Source organism: Clostridium thermarum (assembly GCF_006351925.1).
GTDB classification, from domain to species: domain Bacteria; phylum Bacillota; class Clostridia; order Clostridiales; family Clostridiaceae; genus Clostridium_AU; species Clostridium_AU thermarum.
Genome location: NZ_CP040924.1, coordinates 1,450,840 through 1,468,036 on the forward strand (window position 1 = coordinate 1,450,840; position 17,197 = coordinate 1,468,036).

The window sequence follows — 17,197 nt, forward strand, 5'->3', positions numbered from 1 at the left end:
AAATATGGCTAGAGATACAAATAAGTTAACAGGTGTACAAAAAGCTGCCATATTGTTCATTACTCTAGGACCGGAAGCATCAGCAGGTATTATAAAGAGATTTCCTGAGAGTGACATCCAAAAGATAACCTATGAAATTGCCAATATTACTTCAGTAAAAGCTGAACAACGCCAAGAAATTCTTTCGGAATTTATTGAAATAAATAAGGCTAAGGATTATATAGTAGAAGGTGGTATAGAGTATGCTAAGAACCTTTTGTCAAAGGCTCTGGGACAGCAGAGAGCCAAAGAAATATTGGAAAAGGTAACAGAGGCTACTCAGCAATATAGGCCTTTTGCTATTGCCCGTAAGGCTGACGCTCAACAATTGATGAACGTCATTTCAAACGAGCATCCTCAAACCATTGCACTAATACTGTGTTATTTGCAGCCGGACAAGTCCGGACAGATTCTATCGGCCCTTCCTGAGGAGGTTCAGGCAGAAGTTGCCTATAGGATAGCTTCTATGAGCAATACATCGCCTATGGTTATCAAAGAAATCGAAAAGGTGCTGGATAGTAAATTATCTTCAGTAGTTAAGTCTGATGTAACGGTACTAGGTGGTGTAGAGACATTAGTAGATATACTTAATCAGGTTGATAGAACAACCGAGAAGAATATTACTGAAAGCCTTGAGAGAGAAAACCCGGAATTGGCAGAAAAAATCAGAGAATCAATGTTTGTGTTTGAAGATATTATTACTCTTGATGATGTTTCTATACAAAGAGTATTACGAGAGGTGGAAGCAAAAGAATTGGCAATGGCTCTTAAAGGATGCTCTGAAGAAGTTGCAAATGCAATATTCAGAAATCAATCCAAGAGAGCTGCTGCAGCGTTGAAGGAAGATATGGAATTCCTAGGTCCTGTAAGACTTATGGATGTTGAAAAAGCACAACAGAGAATTGTTGGTATTATAAGACGATTGGATGAAGCCGGAGAGATTGTAATATCAAGAGGTGGAGAAGATGCAATCATCGTATAGAGTAATTAAGGATACAAAGGTTATTCCACAGGGGAGTAGGGAGATTGTCACTCTATACTCCACCCATAGGATATCGGGAAAAAGAGATAACACAAATATTGAAATACCAGCAGTAAATACACAAAATGAAGAAACAATGAGACTTTTAGAAGTGGCAAAACTTCAAAGCGAAGAAATACTGATAAAAGCCAGGGAAAAAGCCGAGCTAATCCAGAGAGAAGCCTATGAACAGGCCTATAAAACCGGATATGGGGAAGGGAAGCAAAAGGGATACAGTGATGGCTATGAGGAGGCCATGGCTAAAGTTAAATTAGAGGGTGACCGAATAATACAAAGTTCTGTTGAAACTTTGCAAAATGCAAAAACAGAATATGAAACCTATCTGTTAGAGAAAAAAGAGGAAATAATCAAATTATCTATTAACATTGCAAGGCATATTCTGAAACGGGAAGTCAGCGTTGATACTGGTATTGATGAGATGGTTGTTGAAGCTCTTGAAAACTCTAGAAAGGCAGAAAGCATTGTAATTAGGACCAACTCACTTTATGTGGAGAATATCAAGGCTAAGTTAGGGCTTTGGAAAGAACGCTTTGCTTTAAAGTCGGACATCTTTGTCTTAGCTGATGAGCAGATTGAGCAAGGGGTTGCCATAATAGAAAAAAACAATGGAAAGATTCGAATAGATATAGATGAGGCCTTAGAAAATATTAAGAACTCAATACTATAACTTTTGAAGAGGTGCAGAAAATGCTTACCATAGATTTTGAGGAGTTAAACAAAGCAGTACTTGAGTGTAGAACGTCATACTCAGAAGGAAAAGTAAGTAAGGTAATTGGGTTAACCATAGAGGTAGAGGGTATAAAGGCCTTCGTTGGTGAGTTGTGTACTATATATAATGATAGAAATAATCCTATAATTTGTGAGGTTGTAGGATTTAGAGAAAACAATGTCATATTGATGCCCTTGGGAGAATTAAACGGTATTGCGCCGGGCTGCAGGGTGGTGCCTGAAGGCAGGCCTCTAAGTGTAAGATGTAGTGATGCGCTACTGGGCAAGGTCCTGGATGGACTGGGAAATCCAATTGACAATTCAGTCATAAAGGGTGGAACATACTATTCCCTGGATAGGGATCCGCCGGACCCCATGAAGAGAAGAAGAATAAAGACAATACTTCCTACAGGAGTTAGGGCCATTGATGGTTTCCTAACCTGTGGAGAAGGACAAAGAGTAGGCATCTTTGCCGGCAGCGGTGTTGGTAAAAGTACAACTCTTGGTATGATAGCTAAATATGCAGAAGCAGAAGTCAATGTGATCTGCTTGATTGGTGAAAGAGGCAGAGAGGTACTTGATTTTATAGAGAAAGATCTGGGCGAGGAGGGCTTAAAAAGGTCAGTAGTTGTATGTGCTACCTCTGACAAGTCAGCCTTGGTCAGAATGAAAGGAGCTTTTACTGCTACCGCCATAGCTGAATACTTTAGAGATAAGGGCAAGAAGGTAATTTTGATGATGGACTCCGTAACCAGATTTGCTATGGCACAAAGAGAAGTGGGACTTGCTATAGGAGAACCGCCGGCTACTAAGGGATATACACCATCTGTATTTGCCAAACTGCCAAGATTGCTTGAAAGGTCAGGTATGTCTGATAAGGGATCCATAACGGCCTTTTATACAGTACTTGTTGACGGAGATGATTTTAATGAGCCTATAGCCGATGCTGTTAGAGGGATTTTGGATGGACATATAGTATTATCCAGAGCCTTGGCTCATAAAAATCACTATCCTGCCATAGATATACTGAACAGCGTCAGCAGATTGATGCCGGAAATAGCTGATGAACAGCATCAGCAGATAACCTCCACACTGAGAGACCTATTAGCCACTTACAGGGATTCGGAAGACCTTATTAACATAGGAGCTTATGTTAAGGGGGCAAATCCTAAAATTGATAAGGCTGTACAATATAATGAAACCATTAATAAATTCTTGAGACAGGGAATTAGAGAGCACAGCAGTTTTGAGGAAAGTTTAAACAGGCTTAAAGCAATGATTAAGATGTAAAGAAGGGTGAAGACTATGCAGGGGTTCAGGTTTCCATTACAAAAGCTTTTAGACATCAGGGTGGACAAAGAAGAGCAAAGTAAGCGGAAGTTGATGGAAGCTCAAAGGCAGCAGAATATTACACAAGCTAAGTTAGATGAACTAAAGGCTAACTATGCCAGGTATAACGTACTGGACAATAATCTCACTGTGGCAGAGAAAAAAATGAAGGTTAACTACCTAAATACTTTGGCTAATGGAATTCTAAAGACCAAGGATGAATTAGAACAAAAAAAGGCTGTAGTAAATAGCTGCCGTGAAGATGTTAGATTAAGGCAAATTGAGAGAAAAACTGTAGAAATCATTAAGGACAAAAGACTTGAAGCCTTCAAAAAGGAGCAGGACAGAAAAGAGCAAGTTCAAATTGATGAGTTTGCCCTATATGCATTTATGAGAAACCTTGAAAGGGGGTGAAAATAGAGAATGAATGTAAATATTCCGGCAATAAATATTCCAAGCAATGGCACTGATACTCTGTCATATAGTGGCAGTTATATTTCAAAGAGTGACAATGACCAGTTTAAAGCTTTGTTAGGAGAACTCTCAGGGATTCAAGAGAAGAGCTCAAGTTATGTAAAAGGGAGTATTGCAAGTAAAATTAGTGAATTGAAAGTTGCAGAATCAGCAGATGACCTCCAAAGTAAGCTGAAGGATATGGTAAAAGGCTTATTAGAGAATATAATTTCCGTTGAAGCAGATATTAAAGTTCAACCACAAAATGTGACTGTTACAGAAAACAAGGGCGACCTAATCATTGATATTCAAGAGGCCCAAAAGCTGTTAGCAGAGTTGAAAGAAGAAACTACCAGCTTAGAAGAATTAGTGATGTTATTGGCCAGACTCAATCTTTATATGAATGCAGATCAAAGTCCACAAGGAACACCTGCGATGAAACAATTTACTGCAGATGTTAACAGTGCCTTAGAAGATTTAATTAGTTTTGACACTGCACAAGCAGGAAGTTCCGACAAGAACAAGCTATTGCAGGCCATAGGCAACCTAATGGCTGATGAAGAGGTGCCACAGGACATAAAGGACTTGTTAATGCAGTTTGAGATTTTGTCCGACAATAGTCTTGAGGAAGTACAAGCAGCTGTAGACAATAGTATTAAGGCAGCACTGGCTGAAGAATATTTTAGCCAAAAGATTCAGAAGAGTAGTATAAATGAAAATACTGAAGCATTACGTGAGACAAGAAGGCAGAATGCAGAATCTGCAACAAGGATAAACGGCAATGGAAATACGGTTTCTGACAATAAGGAACTTAGAGAGCTGAATTACTTGGAAGCCAAGTTCATAAAAAATGTGGACAAGAGTCAGGCTAAACTACACAAGTTCTATAGTATGTTCAGTACTTTCAATTCAAAGGCTGCTAATGTGGCAGAAGTCCAAAGTGCAATGGAGCAAAAGGCTGTAAAGATTCCTGAGAGTCTATTTAATCATCTAGAGTTTCCTAATAAGAGGATGGCTATAAAAACACCTGATTTGATGGGACAAGCTGTACCTGAGGAAGCCTTTCTAGGTGAAAAAATGGCTGTACAGTCTGAGGAAAGTTTATTGCTAAACAATGAACCTGAGACTGGTAACAGCAGCAATAAGGAAGAAAAGTTCCTGGAGAGTTTATTAGACGACAAAGCTGAAGTGAAGGATGATAAGGTAACCCTATTCATGAATCAAATTAAAAATGTTGATTCAGAAGTGGGAGATATTGCAATAAAAGAAAAAGTGACTGTAAATAAGTCCACCTTTGTCAGTGACATTATTAAATCAGTGAAGTTTATGGAAAAGTCCAACCTTAAGGAATTGAGGGTAAGTATAGCTCCGAAAGAGCTGGGGGAAATAGTTATAACAGTTATATTAGAAGCTGGTAAGATGAAGACCAGCATAGCTGCCAGCAATAAGGAGGCCTATAACCTGCTGCTATCCAATGCGGAAGAGATTAAGGGGGCCTTCAGTAACAATGAAATCCGAATCCAGGATTTTAGTAACAGTATATATAATGGAGATACCACCTTCTTCAAAGACGGATCTCAGAGGCGTGGAAATGATGGCCAAAGGTCCGGAAACTCAGGAAAGATTATTGGCAGTGGCATAGAAGAGGTTGGTGATATTTTGGCAGAAGAGGAAGATATATTAGATAGCCAGATAAATATACTGGCATAAGCGGAGGTGAAGATATGAGCGTAAACAGTGTGTATGGCACAGGAAATGCTACAGAAAGAGGAACCAGAATTGTTAAGGCCGGTGGTGAACTTGACAAAAATGCATTTTTGAGAATACTTGCAGCGCAGCTTTCTAACCAAGACCCTATGAACACAAGCGATTCCAGTCAATATGTGGCTCAGATGGCTCAATTTTCATCACTGGAACAGATGACTAATTTGAATACCACCATGACATTTTCTTCAGCAAACTCACTGATAGGCAAAGGGGTATCCCTTAAAGTTGCCGATGCAGATGGGAATGCCTATACCGGAATTGTAAGATCGGTATCAAACCGGTCAGGAAGTGTAAAGTTGACGGTGGAAGTAAATGTAAATGGTTCTAGTGAATTCATGGAATTCAATTACGATGATGTAAGTGATGTTATTGAGGTACCGGATTATAAGCTGGACAGTCTTAATGAGAATATATTATTGCTGACTGCTTCGACCCTTATAGGAAAAAGAGCCCAATTCAATGAAGTTGACGAAAACAATAATAAGTATGTGGGTACAGTAAAGGGTGTATATATCGAAGGAAACACCATTATGTTTAATGTAAAACCTGATGACAAGGATGAAACTGTGAACTTACCTTACAGCAGTATAAGAAAGGTTCAAGAAGTATAGGTTCTGTTATGGGTTACAGGGTAATAAATGGAGTACTGTATTCAATTGGCAATTTTCCCACGGCTAATGATAGTAGCAAGCAAAATATAGGTGCAGATAGATTAAAGGATGGCATGAGCTTTGATGCAATATTAAAAACCAGGCTCAATAAGGATGAAGCCTTTAATATATCCAAGCATGCAGCAGATCGGCTAAAAGATATTAAATTAGATAGTACTGATATGAAAAAGATAAATGAAGGTATAAATATGGCCTTTGAAAAGGGGGCAAAAAATTGTCTGATTCTTTACAAGGAAGTTGCGCTGGTTACCAGCATTGAGAATAGGACAATCATCACAGCTGTTGATGGAAACAGAATGAAGAATAATGTGTTTACTAATATAGACAGTGTGGTGATTTTATAATGGGCTGGACCTTAACATAGGAGGCTCAGCTTTGCGGAAGGATGGAAGCAAAGCAAGGAAACAGGCAAAATCAGAATAAATTTTTGGGAGGAATAAATATGTTAAGATCACTATATTCAGGTATAACCGGTATGAGAGTTAATCAAACTAAGATGGACGTTATCGGTAACAATATATCAAACGTAGGTACCACAGCTTTTAAAGTAAGCCGAGCAAGATTTCAGGACATGATCAGCCAGCAGGTTACTGCTGCTACCGGTCCAATGGCAAATCAAGGTGGTATCAATCCTTCACAGGTTGGTCTTGGTGTTCAGCTTGCAGGTATAGATACTGTAGTTAAGCAGGGAATGATGATTCCTACTTCAAGAAACCTTGACGTAGCTGTGGATGGAGAGGGCTACATAATGGTTGCAAAAGGACCAAAGAGCTTTGATGATACGAAATTTGCTGTTACAGACCATGCTGTTACTGCAAGCACAGATACTGAGCTGCTATATACAAGAGATGGTTCTTTTACTTTAGACAGTGAAGGTAACCTGCTGACTTCTGATGGCTATAGAGTAATGGGATATTCTATAAATGGCAGTATTGATGCTGATGGCAATCTTGTATTTGCAGATGCCAGTGGTGTAATAACAGCAGATGAAGGCAATTTAAAAACTTTAAGAATTCCTGATGTGGTTGTCGATGGTAATGTTGAATTAAGAGTTAGAAGCTTTAGTATCAGCAAGGAAGGAGTTATCAGCGCTGTTCTTGAAGATGGTAGAGTAAGTGCACTAGGACAAATTGCAATGGTAGCCTTTAAAAATCCAGCAGGTTTAAGCAAAATGGGTAAAAACTTATTTCAACAGTCAGTTAACTCCGGAGATCCGGTACTGAGAAGCGGTGTAGGTTCACCTGATGACAACAGCAAGGGGTATGGTGATATGCTTCAAGGTATGTTGGAAGGCTCAAACGTAGACTTGGCAGAACAGTTTACTGATATGATAGTAACCTCAAGGTCCTTCCAGGCCGCAGGCAAGATGATTACTACGGGAGATGAAATACTTCAGGATATTATTAACCTAAAGAGGTAACTGCAGGCACTTAATATAAAAATTACAGTTAGAATTATATGATCGTGTAGGGTATAATGTATTTACTCTACACGATTAAAATTAAAACTGTGGAGGTAGAATATGATAAAAGTAATTGGATTCAATGGAAAAGATTTTGTGTTAAACGCAGAACACATAGAAAAGATTGAAGAAGTGCCTGAATGCCTCATTACATTAACTAATGGAAAAAAGTATATGGTTATGGGAAACAGCCAAGAGGTTGTTGAAAAGGTAATAGAATATAAAAAGAGAATTTTTAGTCATAGGTTGTAGGAGGCAGCATTATGAAAAAACAAGATTTAGCTACCTTTATTGGAGTTCTTGGTGGTACATTCGTTATAATCTGGGGAATATTAATAGGAACTCCATTGTCGGTATTTTATGATTTTGCTTCAGTAGTTATTACTGTTTTTGGTTCAATAACAGCTTTGTTTATAAACTTTCCTATATCGGAAATTAAAAGACTAATTCCGGTTATGGCGCAAAGTTTCAAGGATTTAAAATTGTCTAGCTTTGAGACTATTCAGTTATTTACCAGTTTGTCTAAAAAAGCAAGAAGAGAGGGGTTACTCTCACTGGAGGACGAAGTTAATAATATCGGTGACGACTATTTAAAGAAAGGTCTTCAGATGGTTATAGACGGTATAGAACCGGAGACTATCCGTGAGATAATGGAACTTGAAATCGGAGAAATGGAGAAAAGACATAAAGCAGGTCAGGACATGCTTAAATCATGGGCGGCATATGCTCCGGCCTTTGGTATGATAGGAACACTTATCGGACTTATACAAATGCTTGTAAACCTTACGGATTCAAGTTCCATAGCTTCAGGTATGGCCGTTGCACTGATAACCACGTTTTATGGAGCAGTTATGGCAAATCTGATTTTTACACCAATGGCGGCAAAACTGGCAGCGAGAACAGATAAAGAAGCTGGTATGAGAGAAATGATGCTAGAAGGTATCCTTGCTATTCAATCCGGTGTAAATCCAAGAATAGTTGAGGAAAAGCTCTTATGCTATCTATCACCTAAGGATAGAATCAAATACGCAGCTCAGAATGGTGAAGCTTTAGAAGGGGTGCAGCAAAATGGCTAGAAAGAAATCAGGAGGATCCGGTGGACCATCTGGTGGAGAATGGCTGGCAACTTATTCTGATACCATGACCTTGTTATTAACTTTTTTTATTCTCCTATACTCCTTTTCCTCTGTGGATGCTCAAAAGCTAAAGCAATTGGCAGCTTCATTGCAGACCGTGTTTACCGGACAAGCCAATAATGCAATTTTTGATTACAACATGAAGTATGGTGAAGTTCCGCTGGTAGGAGAGAATAGTTTTCAAGATCAGATACCAATAGATAAGAGCACCGGAGATCCATCAATGTATGAGACTGTTTCGGAATTTATAGAGAAGAACAAGTTAGAGGCAGTTGTGCAAATAACTGAAGACAGCAGAGGTATTATTATTCAGCTTAGAGACAACATCCTCTTTGAATCCGGCAGTGCAGATATAAAAGAAGACAGTAAAAACATTTTAGAGAAAATAAGCACTTTGGTTTCCAGTTTTCCTAATGAAATCATAATAGAAGGACATACGGACAACGTGCCAATTCACAACCAGAAGTTTGCTAGTAATTGGGAACTATCTTCAGCAAGAGCAATCAGTGTATTAAAGTACTTTGTAGAAGTCAAAAAAATAGATCCCTACAGGGTTTCGGCTCATGGATATGGAGAGTATCGTCCCGTAAAGAGTAATGATACACCACAAAACAGGGCCGCCAATAGGAGAGTAAATATACTAATAGTGACTAAGGAAGGTGTCAGTGAATAATGAGTGAGGCAGTAAAAGGAAAAGTAAAGTCAAGCGGAAACATGCTTAAGATTATAATAGTATTCATGTTGATTTTACTATTAATTGGAGGAGCAGGTTTTGGCGGCTACTACATTGCATCAAAATCAGCACCGAAAGCCAACACAGGTAATTCGGTATCTGAAAAAAACAATACGGAAGAAGCTTTTTATGAAGCAGGAGAATTCGTGGTGAATTTGGCTGATGAGGGAAGTAAAAGGTATTTAAAGGTTAAATTGGTTCTGGCCTATAATAGTGAAAACAAGAAGTTAACTACTGAATTAGAAAAGAAAAAAACAGTAATAGCTGATTCAATTATATCAACACTAAGAATAAAGAAAACAGCAGATTTATGCACAGCTACAGGACCGGAAGAATTAAAACAGGAGCTTATTGCAAGGATAAATGCAACACTTTCATTAGGAAAGATATCCAATGTATATTATAATGACTTCTTCATTCAGTAAGGAAGGTGAACATGGATAAAAATACATTTACATTGATCTTACAATTGGTGTTCTTCTTACCCTTTATTATCTTTCTGATTTTTCTTTCAATGAAGTTAGGAGGCAGTAAGCTTCAAAATTTCCAGAAGGGAAAATTCATAAAGGTCTTTGAAAGAACGACTATCTCAAAAGAAAACAGCCTGATAGTTGTACAGATTGGTAGTAAGGGGTATGTCATGGCATCAACCACAGGTAAGCTGGAGATTATAAAAGAGCTGGAAGATGCTGAACTTGCTGCAATAACAGCTCAGAAGGCTGTACCTCAATTTTCGAGCTTACAGGATCTTTACAAAAAAATCGGATTAAAGAGGAAAGGTACCTTATGAAAAAGCTGACTAGATTATTATTAATTTTTACCTCTGTATTTGTTATATTGCTTATAGTACCAAGAACCGTATGGGCAGCGCCGGAATCAATATCAGTACCGAATATTAACTTGTCAATAGATGGTTCAAGCACTCCTACTGATTATGTTAGTAATATAAAACTTCTAATATTATTAACTATTCTAACACTATTGCCATCTTTTCTAGTAATGATGACAAGCTTTACCAGAATTGCTGTTACTTTCTCTTTCCTTAAAAGTGCTATTGGTGCTCAGCAGTCAATACCAAATCAAGTTCTTATTGGTCTAGCCTTATTTCTAACGATTTTTATAATGGCTCCTACCTATAATGAGGTCAATGAAAAGGCTTTAAAACCATATATGGAAAACAAAATAACCCAGGAACAGGCCATTGAAGAGGGGGCAAAGCCAATCAGAAAATTTATGCTTAAGCAAACCAGGCAAAAGGATTTGAAGCTCTTTGTAGAAATTGCAAATTTAGAAGGGGAAATTACTGAAGATAATGTTCCTCTATATGTGGTTGTACCTGCTTTTGCAATCAGTGAGCTTAAAACAGCCTTTACCATAGGATTTCTCTTATATCTACCATTCCTGATTATTGATATAGTGGTTGCCAGCGTATTGATGTCCATGGGGATGTTTATGCTGCCGCCGGTGATGATTTCACTTCCATTCAAACTTTTGCTCTTTGTCATGGTGGATGGCTGGCATTTACTAGTTAAAACATTAATAACAAGTTTTACGTGATATACCTAGAGATAGATAATATTTAGGTAAAGAAGTTAGGAAGAGAGGGAGAACACAGCATGAGTGAAAATCTGATTACAGGAATTTTAAAGGATGCAATTTCTACAGGTTTGTTTGTAGTAGCGCCTATACTTGTGGTGGGACTTGTTATTGGACTATTGATCAGTATATTTCAAGCTACTACTCAAATCCAAGAACAGACCCTTACTTTTGTGCCTAAATTAATAGCTGTAGCTATTGTTGGGCTTTTGACCGGCAGTTGGATGCTGCATAAGCTGGTAGACTTTACAACAAGGGTTTTTAATATAATGTCAAATATAACCAGATGATTGTAGGAGGATAGAAGTTGATAAATACAGGATATTTCTTGGCAGTACTAATGATCTTCTTAAGAATGCTAACCTTCTGCGCAGCGGTTCCTATATTTTTCCCGAAGGGAACACCTAATATTATGAAAGTCTTTATAGCCGGGGTGTTATCCTTTGTTATTGTTCCATCGATAAATATAAATAATTTAAATTCAGTAGACAGTAATTTAGAAATAATATTCATAGCAATTAATGAAGTTTTGACAGGACTTATGTTAGGCTTTATAACAAATATTATATTTACAGTGATGAAGCTGGCAGGCCAGCTTATGGATACTCAAATCGGACTGGGCATGATAAACATGTTCGATCCAAATTCAAACACGAACAGTACTTTGATTGAAACCTTATTATATTGGGTTAGTTTTATAGTCTTTTTATTCATAGACGGGCATCATTTATTAATTAAATTGATTATACAAAGTTTTAATAGTATAAATATTGGAAACTCCCTACTGACCGTTGGAAGCGCAGGGGTAGCAATAAATGTGATTATTGAGTATTTTACAATTGGTTTGAAAATAGCAATACCTATCGTATTGATAATTCTTATAACAGATATAGTTTTGGGCTTGATCTCAAGGGCAGTGCCACAGTTGAACTTGATGATAATGGGCTTACCCGTAAAGATTTTGGTTGGATTTACTGCCTTAACCCTGGCTTTACCGTTTATTTATAAAAGCATGGTAATAGCTTTTGAAAACTTACCGGATATATTTAACAATATATTTAAGGCGGTGCCGGTGGTTTTAATCTTTGCTTCTGAAGATAAGACTGAAGAGGCAACACCCAAGAAAAAAAGTGATGCGAGAAAAAAAGGACAAGTAGCGAAGAGTAAAGAGGTGTCCCTGGCTCTCACTCTGCTTGCCTCTACCTTGCTGCTAACCCTACTAAGTGGTTATGTAGGCAATGGTTTGATGGATACTTTAAAACATTTTTTAAGCAGCGATATTGCTGAACTTGATTATTCAAATCTAAAGAAGCTTGCAGTGACAGTTTTGTATAGGGTAGCAATAATATTTCTGCCTGTAGTAATACCTATTATGGCAGTGGGAGTAGTTTCTAACTACATTCAGACTGGTTTTTTATTTACCACAGAGCCTTTAAAGATGCAACTTTCAAAGCTAAATCCTATAAGTGGCTTTAAAAGGATGTTTTCTGCCAGATCAGCTGTAGAACTGTTGAAGCAGCTGGTTGTGGTTTCCATAGTGGGTCTTGTGGGATATAACTTCGTAAAGGATAATATCAATGACCTCTTAAAGATTGGGTATTTGTCAATCTATAACATACCCAGAGAGTTTGGTAATTTGGTAATCAGTATATTTATAAAGATAACTATGATTATGATAGTTGTGGCTGCTATAGATTATTTTTATCAGTTGTATCAACACAAAAAAGATTTAAAGATGACTAAGCAGGAAGTAAAAGAAGAATTCAAGCAAATGGAGGGAGACCCTCAGATAAAGTCAAAGATAAAGCAGAAGCAAAGAGAAATTGCCAGCCGACGTATGATGGCAAGTGTACCTGACGCTACTGTGGTAATTACAAACCCCACACATATTGCGGTAGCCTTGAAATATGAAGAGGGGGGAGACGGAGCTCCTAAGGTGGTAGCCAAGGGAGAGGATTATATCGCTATAAAGATAAAGGAAATAGCAAAGGAAAATGAAGTACCGATTATAGAAAACAAACCGCTGGCTAGATTAATATACAGCGAAGTTGAAATAGGTGGGGAGATACCGGTAGACATGTATCAAGCTGTAGCAGAAGTACTTGCAGTTGTATACAGGATGAAGAAGAAAAAGAAATAGACTAACAACTAAAGGGTGATAATTTTGGCTGTTAATAATGGAACAAAAATAAATTTAAAAAATCAAAGTGATACTTTGGTGGCCTTGGGTGTTATAGGTATAGTTATGATGATCATTATACCTTTGCCTACAGTGCTGCTGGATATACTATTGGCTTTGAATATCAGTATATCTGTAATTATTTTGATGATAACCATGTTTACCACAGAGGTACTGCAGTTTTCTGTATTTCCAACATTACTGCTGGTTACTACCCTATTCAGGTTGGGACTTAACATATCTTCAACCAGATTGATATTGACGGAAGCCAATGCAGGTAAGATCATTGAGGCCTTCGGAAGCTTTGTTATCGGTGGCAACTATGTTGTCGGTGTAGTTATATTCTTAATAATTATTATTATTCAATTTATAGTTATTACTGCTGGTGCCGGCAGAGTATCTGAGGTTTCTGCCAGATTCACCTTGGATGCAATGCCCGGTAAACAGATGAGTATAGATGCAGACTTAAATTCCGGTGTAATTGACGAAGCAACAGCGAGGCAAAGAAGAAGAGCCTTGCAGATGGAAGCAGACTTCTATGGATCTATGGATGGTGCCTCTAAGTTTGTAAAGGGTGATGCCATAGCCGGTATCATCGTAACATTGATAAATATTCTAGGTGGTATCATAATTGGCGTAGTCATGATGGGAATGGATATTAACACTGCTGCTGCTACCTTCGTAAGACTCACAATAGGTGACGGTTTGGTAAGTCAGGTACCTGCCTTGCTGATATCAACCGCTTCAGGTATTTTGGTTACCCGTTCCGGTACCGATGAGAACTTTGGTAGCGTGGTGACTAAACAGTTGACTGCCTTTCCTAAGGTATTAGGTATAAGTGCTGGAGTATTATTTTTCATGGGCTTAATACCTGGCTTGCCTACAATTCCCTTCTTACTTATAGCATCAGTTTTAGGCTATGGTGCATACATGGTAAGCAAAAAGCAAAACGAAAAAGTAATAAAAGAAATAGAAACAGAACAATTGGAAATGATGGAGACAGAAAGGAAAGAACCGGAAAATGTAATGAGCCTTATATCTGTAGAACCTATGGAGGTAGAAATCGGATATGGACTTATTCCTTTGGCAGATGAGGCTGCCGGAGGAGATCTACTGCAGAGAATTGCCTCTGTAAGAAGACAATGTGCTATTGAGATGGGGGTAGTGGTTCAACCTATCAGAATAAGAGATAATCTCCAGTTAAAGACCAATGGATATGTAGTTAAAATAAGAGGAACAGTAATTGCATCCGGAGAATTGATGGCCAGCATGCTGCTTTGCATGGATCCAACCAATGAAAATACAGATATGCCGGGTATAAGAACCATTGAACCGACCTTCGGGCTTCCTGCAGTTTGGATTAATAAGGACCAAAGGGAGGAAGCTGAAATTAAAGGACTTACTGTAGTAGATCCTACAACTGTAATGGTGACACATTTGACAGAAACGATTAAAGCTCATGCTTATGAGTTATTAGGCAGACAGGAAGTTAAGATGATTATAGACACAGTTAAGGAAAAATACAGTGCCGTTGTGGAAGAGCTTATTCCTGATTTGATGACTATCGGAGAAGTGCAGAAGGTACTTCAAAGCTTATTAAAGGAAAAGGTGCCAATAAAGGACATGGTTACAATATTGGAGTCCTTAGCAGATAATTCAAGAGTTACAAAGGATATTGAGCTGTTGACGGAATATGTAAGATTTGCCTTGGCAAGAACCATATGTGCACCGCTTATAGATGAAAACAGGACCATTACGGTAGCTACCTTAGACCCAAGAGTAGAAGAACTTATTTCCTCTAATCTTCAGAAGTCTATTCAGGGCACTTTCCCGGCCTTGGACCCTGATACTACCGGAGCTATATTAGGTTCTATAAAAGATGTAATGCAGAGTGTATACTTTTATGAAAACCAACCGGTTTTCCTTACTTCACCAAAGATTCGTCCAGCCTTTAGGAGACTTATTGAAATGGTATATCCCAATATAGTGGTTCTATCACTAAATGAGATACCAAACGATGTGGAAATTAGAACTGAAGGGGTGGTGACCATCTGATGATTATAAAAAGATATCTGGTAAGCAATATGAACGAGGCTATGACAAGAATCAGATATGAATTGGGAATAGATGCGGTAATTATAAGCCAGAGAAAGGTAAGAAAGCCTGGACTTTCAGGCTTTTTTTCCGGAAAACTGATAGAAGTTACTGCAGCTGTAGATAACTCCAAAAAAGCAGACAAGGAAGCACAAAATAAAAAAACTGATATCGAAGAAGGTATCGATAAGCTAAAGGAATTAATTAAAAGCCAGCCTGCCAAAGTGGCAGTGGAAAAGCAAGTGCCACCTGAGGAAAATATAGTTGAGCAAGTAAAGTCTGCATCTTCAGACGTAGAGGAGAAGCTTCTTAAGGAATTTGCTGAAATGAAGAGCTTATTGGAGGGAATATCTGCCGGTAACAATAAGACGACTACCGCAAGAAAGACAAAACTCCAGACTACCTTGGAAGCTGCAGACATCAATGATAAAAATGTAAAAAAGATAATAAGCAATATAAAAAATAGCAAGGAAGAAACAGATGAAAATACAAAGCTTAGAAATGCTATAAAAAAGTATGTTACGGTATCAAAGTCTAAGATGGAAGGAATAGTGGTTTTAGTAGGACCAACGGGAGTTGGAAAGACAACCACTATAGCAAAATTGGCAGGTAAGCTATCCTTGGTGGATAAGAAAAAGGTTGGACTAATCACTGTAGATACTTATAGAATCGGTGCCGTTGAACAGCTTAGGACCTATGCGGATATCATGAACATTCCCTTTAAAGTAGTTATTACCTTGAAGGAAATGGAGAGTGCCATCAACAGTATGAAGGATTGTGACGTAATTCTTGTAGATACCACCGGACGAAGCAGCAAGAATTCTATGCAATTATCAGAACTTAGAGCCTTTGTGGAGAAGACAAATTCTAAGAATGTAAACCTGGTAATCAGTTGTACTACTAAGGAAAAGGATGTAGATTCAATCATAGAAGGCTTTAGTATACTAAATTATGACAATATCATAATTACAAAGTTGGATGAAACCACAACCTATGGTTCTATCATAAATATTTTAGACTGTGCAAAGAAACCTTTAAATTTTGTGACCACAGGACAAAATGTACCGGATGATATAAAACAGCTTTCTGCAGATGAAGTATGTAAATTAGTTTTGGGGGATGAGACAATATGCTAGATCAGGCACAAAAATTGAGACAGCTGGCAACCAACAATACTGAAAAGAAATCTAAACCCAGAATGATCACAGTTACATCAGGAAAAGGTGGAGTTGGTAAAAGCAATTTCGTGGTAAATCTTTCTATCGCCCTGCAGAAGGCAGGAAAAAGAGTCTTGGTCTTTGATGCAGACGTGGGTATGGGGAATGATGACGTATTAATGGGTTTTTTGCCTAAATACAATGTTTTTGATATAATATTTAATAATAAGACTGTGGAAGAAGTGATAATTAAAGGACCATATGGGGTAGGACTTGTGCCTGCAGGTTCCGGTTTGAACAGAATAGAAGATATCCCGGATGATAAGCGGGAAGAATTTTTGAATAAATTGGCAGCTTTGGAGGACCTGGATTACATTATAATGGATACCGGCGCAGGTATAAGCAGAACCGTACTTGGTTTTATTGCCTGCTGTGAGGATTTGTTTATACTGACAACTCCTGAGCCTACCTCCTTAACAGATGCCTATAGTCTACTGAAGGCCGTGAACCATTTCAAATTAAAGAGCAGGGCAAAGGTTATTATCAATAGAGCCTTTGACGAAAAGGAAGCCCTTGTAACCTATAATAAGTTCAATAATGCAGTCACTACCTTTTTAAAGATGGAACTCAATTATTTGGGCATGGTATCTGAAGACAGAAAACTTGTACAAGCTGTTCGAGCTCAGCAGCCTTTTATCCTATCATATCCAAACTGTGATGCTTCAAGGGATATAGAAAGGATTGCTCAAAGGCTCATAGGAACAGAAGAAAAGTCAGAGGGAATAGGAGTGCAAGGCTTCTTTAAAAAGATCTTCAATATTTTTTCTTAAG

Annotated in this window: 19 protein-coding genes; all 19 read left to right on the forward strand. The window is 38.0% G+C overall.

Annotated features, from left to right (window positions below):
- Positions 1 to 4: 4 nt before the first annotated feature.
- Positions 5 to 1,021, forward strand: a complete 1,017-nt coding sequence (gene fliG / locus FHY60_RS06395; RefSeq protein ID WP_139904183.1) for a flagellar motor switch protein FliG — start codon at positions 5 to 7, stop codon at positions 1,019 to 1,021.
- Positions 1,005 to 1,748, forward strand: a complete 744-nt coding sequence (locus FHY60_RS06400) for a FliH/SctL family protein (protein ID WP_139904184.1) — start codon at positions 1,005 to 1,007, stop codon at positions 1,746 to 1,748. Before fliG ends, FHY60_RS06400 begins: the two co-directional genes overlap by 17 nt.
- A gap of 20 nt (positions 1,749 to 1,768) precedes the next feature.
- Positions 1,769 to 3,079, forward strand: a complete 1,311-nt coding sequence (gene fliI / locus FHY60_RS06405; RefSeq protein WP_139904185.1) for a flagellar protein export ATPase FliI — start codon at positions 1,769 to 1,771, stop codon at positions 3,077 to 3,079.
- 15 nt (positions 3,080 to 3,094) lie between these two features.
- Positions 3,095 to 3,532 carry a flagellar export protein FliJ gene (gene fliJ, locus FHY60_RS06410; RefSeq protein WP_139904186.1) on the forward strand — a complete coding sequence of 146 codons (438 nt, stop codon included), beginning with the start codon at positions 3,095 to 3,097 and terminating at the stop codon, positions 3,530 to 3,532.
- A gap of 9 nt (positions 3,533 to 3,541) precedes the next feature.
- Positions 3,542 to 5,281: a flagellar hook-length control protein FliK gene (locus tag FHY60_RS06415; RefSeq protein ID WP_139904187.1), complete on the forward strand. Its 1,740-nt coding sequence runs from the start codon at positions 3,542 to 3,544 to the stop codon at positions 5,279 to 5,281.
- A gap of 14 nt (positions 5,282 to 5,295) precedes the next feature.
- The gene (locus FHY60_RS06420) at positions 5,296 to 5,949 is read left to right on the forward strand and encodes a flagellar hook capping FlgD N-terminal domain-containing protein (protein ID WP_139904188.1); all 654 of its coding nucleotides are present in this window, start codon (positions 5,296 to 5,298) and stop codon (positions 5,947 to 5,949) included.
- Positions 5,950 to 5,957: 8 nt separating this feature from the next.
- A complete protein-coding gene (locus tag FHY60_RS06425) occupies positions 5,958 to 6,353 on the forward strand; it encodes a TIGR02530 family flagellar biosynthesis protein (protein ID WP_139904189.1) in 396 nt (131 codons plus the stop codon).
- A 98-nt stretch (positions 6,354 to 6,451) separates the two neighbouring features.
- On the forward strand, positions 6,452 to 7,429 hold the full coding sequence (locus FHY60_RS06430; protein WP_139904190.1) for a flagellar hook-basal body complex protein: 978 nt from the start codon (positions 6,452 to 6,454) through the stop codon (positions 7,427 to 7,429).
- A 102-nt stretch (positions 7,430 to 7,531) separates the two neighbouring features.
- Positions 7,532 to 7,723, forward strand: a complete 192-nt coding sequence (locus FHY60_RS06435; protein ID WP_139904191.1) for a flagellar FlbD family protein — start codon at positions 7,532 to 7,534, stop codon at positions 7,721 to 7,723.
- 11 nt (positions 7,724 to 7,734) lie between these two features.
- Positions 7,735 to 8,547, forward strand: coding sequence for a motility protein A (locus FHY60_RS06440; protein ID WP_139904192.1), 813 nt, complete (start codon positions 7,735 to 7,737; stop codon positions 8,545 to 8,547).
- The gene (locus FHY60_RS06445; RefSeq protein ID WP_139904193.1) at positions 8,540 to 9,280 is read left to right on the forward strand and encodes an OmpA family protein; all 741 of its coding nucleotides are present in this window, start codon (positions 8,540 to 8,542) and stop codon (positions 9,278 to 9,280) included. Before FHY60_RS06440 ends, FHY60_RS06445 begins: the two co-directional genes overlap by 8 nt.
- The gene (locus FHY60_RS06450) at positions 9,280 to 9,765 is read left to right on the forward strand and encodes a flagellar basal body-associated FliL family protein (RefSeq protein ID WP_139904194.1); all 486 of its coding nucleotides are present in this window, start codon (positions 9,280 to 9,282) and stop codon (positions 9,763 to 9,765) included. The genes FHY60_RS06445 and FHY60_RS06450 overlap by 1 nt, the downstream gene beginning before the upstream one ends.
- Before the next feature lie 11 nt (positions 9,766 to 9,776).
- On the forward strand, positions 9,777 to 10,130 hold the full coding sequence (gene fliO, locus FHY60_RS06455; RefSeq protein WP_139904195.1) for a flagellar biosynthetic protein FliO: 354 nt from the start codon (positions 9,777 to 9,779) through the stop codon (positions 10,128 to 10,130).
- Positions 10,127 to 10,897: a flagellar type III secretion system pore protein FliP gene (gene fliP, locus FHY60_RS06460; protein WP_139904196.1), complete on the forward strand. Its 771-nt coding sequence runs from the start codon at positions 10,127 to 10,129 to the stop codon at positions 10,895 to 10,897. Before fliO ends, fliP begins: the two co-directional genes overlap by 4 nt.
- A 59-nt stretch (positions 10,898 to 10,956) precedes the next feature.
- Positions 10,957 to 11,226 (forward strand): flagellar biosynthesis protein FliQ, encoded by a 270-nt coding sequence (gene fliQ / locus FHY60_RS06465; RefSeq protein WP_139904197.1) that lies wholly within the window; start codon positions 10,957 to 10,959, stop codon positions 11,224 to 11,226.
- A 17-nt stretch (positions 11,227 to 11,243) separates the two neighbouring features.
- On the forward strand, positions 11,244 to 13,076 hold the full coding sequence (locus FHY60_RS06470) for a fused FliR family export protein/FlhB family type III secretion system protein (protein WP_139904198.1): 1,833 nt from the start codon (positions 11,244 to 11,246) through the stop codon (positions 13,074 to 13,076).
- A gap of 24 nt (positions 13,077 to 13,100) precedes the next feature.
- On the forward strand, positions 13,101 to 15,170 hold the full coding sequence (gene flhA / locus FHY60_RS06475) for a flagellar biosynthesis protein FlhA (protein ID WP_423243576.1): 2,070 nt from the start codon (positions 13,101 to 13,103) through the stop codon (positions 15,168 to 15,170).
- Positions 15,170 to 16,345, forward strand: coding sequence for a flagellar biosynthesis GTPase FlhF (gene flhF / locus FHY60_RS06480; protein ID WP_139904199.1), 1,176 nt, complete (start codon positions 15,170 to 15,172; stop codon positions 16,343 to 16,345). The genes flhA and flhF overlap by 1 nt, the downstream gene beginning before the upstream one ends.
- Positions 16,339 to 17,196, forward strand: a complete 858-nt coding sequence (locus tag FHY60_RS06485) for a MinD/ParA family protein (RefSeq protein ID WP_139904200.1) — start codon at positions 16,339 to 16,341, stop codon at positions 17,194 to 17,196. Before flhF ends, FHY60_RS06485 begins: the two co-directional genes overlap by 7 nt.
- Position 17,197 lies beyond the last annotated feature (1 nt).